Source organism: Klebsiella sp. 28, assembly GCF_018223905.1.
Taxonomy (GTDB): Bacteria; Pseudomonadota; Gammaproteobacteria; order Enterobacterales; family Enterobacteriaceae; genus Klebsiella; species Klebsiella pneumoniae.
This window is the reverse complement of record NZ_JAGRQY010000280.1, coordinates 1-1,175: the sequence shown is the minus strand read 5'-3', so window position 1 is coordinate 1,175 and position 1,175 is coordinate 1. Positions and strand designations below refer to the sequence as shown.

Here is a 1,175-nt window from a genome sequence, read left to right as displayed (position 1 = left end):
CCGGCTGGGCGTGAAAACGGCGATCGGCAGGATCGCGGAATTCCGCCTCACAAGGGGAACAGAGCGGGAACGGCGCCATTGCGGTGAAGGGCCGGTCGTAGGGCATGGCGCGAATAATGGTCAACCGCGGGCCGCAGTGGGTGCAGTTGATAAAGGGGTAGCGGTAGCGGCGTGCCCGGGGATCGTTCATCTCCGCGAGGCACGCCGGGCAGGTCGCGGCATCGGGCACAATCTGAGTCCGCATCCGTCCCGCCCCGCTCTCGCGGATGGTGAAATCCTGCGGCGTGGCCGCCCAGCGATAGGGAATGCAGGCGGTACTGTCGATCCGCGCCAGCGGCGGGCAGTGGTCAGCCAGAGCGGCAGTAAAACCGTCGTCGCCCCCGACCAGCCGCACCAGTACGCCGTCGCCGTCGTTACAGACATCGCCGCAGCGGGCCTGCGCCCGGGCCAGCTGCCAGACAAAGGGGCGGAACCCCACCCCCTGCACTTTACCGCGAATGCGGATTTGCACCCCGTTCATGCCTTGACTTACCAGGCCAGCGCCGTACGGCGACGTTTCTCGATATTCATCTGCTCAAGTTTGTTGCGGTCAACGCACACCAGGGCATGCGTCGGGCAGACTTCCATGCAGGCCGGGCCGCTCTCGCGGTGGAAGCAGAGATCGCACTTGTTGGCTTCGGCTTTTTCCGCCACGACGTTCAGTCCGGCGCCGCTATGGCGGATCACCGGGCGCACCACCACCTCCATCGCCCCGTACGGGCAGGCGACGACGCAGGTTTTGCAGCCGATGCAACGCTCCTGCATCACATGGACAAAGCCTTTATCGCGGCTGATGGCGCCGTTCGGGCAGACATTGGCGCAGGGGGCGTCTTCACACTGACGGCAGGCGGTCGCCGTGGAAACATTGACCCCTTTGATCACGTGAATACGCGGCTGAAAGGTGTGAGGCGTCAGGGAGGCGCAGTCCTGATGTTCCTGATGGGATACCACGCAGGCCACTTCGCAAGTGCGACAGCCGATACATTTGCTCGCATCGGCGATAATGAAACGGTTCATCCATTTCTCCAGCAGTAAGAAGGTTACGCGCCGGAGTATGCATAATACGTTCCAATTTTTTAATATATTGATTATAAAGACTATTATAGCTGCGGTTTGCTGTCATCGTCAGTAGTGAC

At 61.4% G+C, this 1,175-nt stretch carries 2 protein-coding genes; both read right to left on the bottom strand.

The window, feature by feature from the left end:
• Positions 1-520: acylphosphatase (locus tag KHQ28_RS28290; RefSeq protein WP_211777784.1), on the bottom strand; the 520-nt coding region annotated here is incomplete at its 3' end.
• Positions 521-528: 8 nt separating this feature from the next.
• Complete coding sequence (gene hydN / locus KHQ28_RS28285; RefSeq protein WP_002914875.1) at positions 529-1,056, bottom strand: electron transport protein HydN; 528 nt, start codon at positions 1,054-1,056, stop codon at positions 529-531.
• Positions 1,057-1,175 lie beyond the last annotated feature (119 nt).

Excerpts from the sequence above, each read along its gene's own strand:
- hydN (WP_002914875.1), bottom strand. The coding sequence starts at position 1,056 with ATGAACCGTTTCATTATCGCCGATGCGAGCAAATGTATCGGCTGTCGC.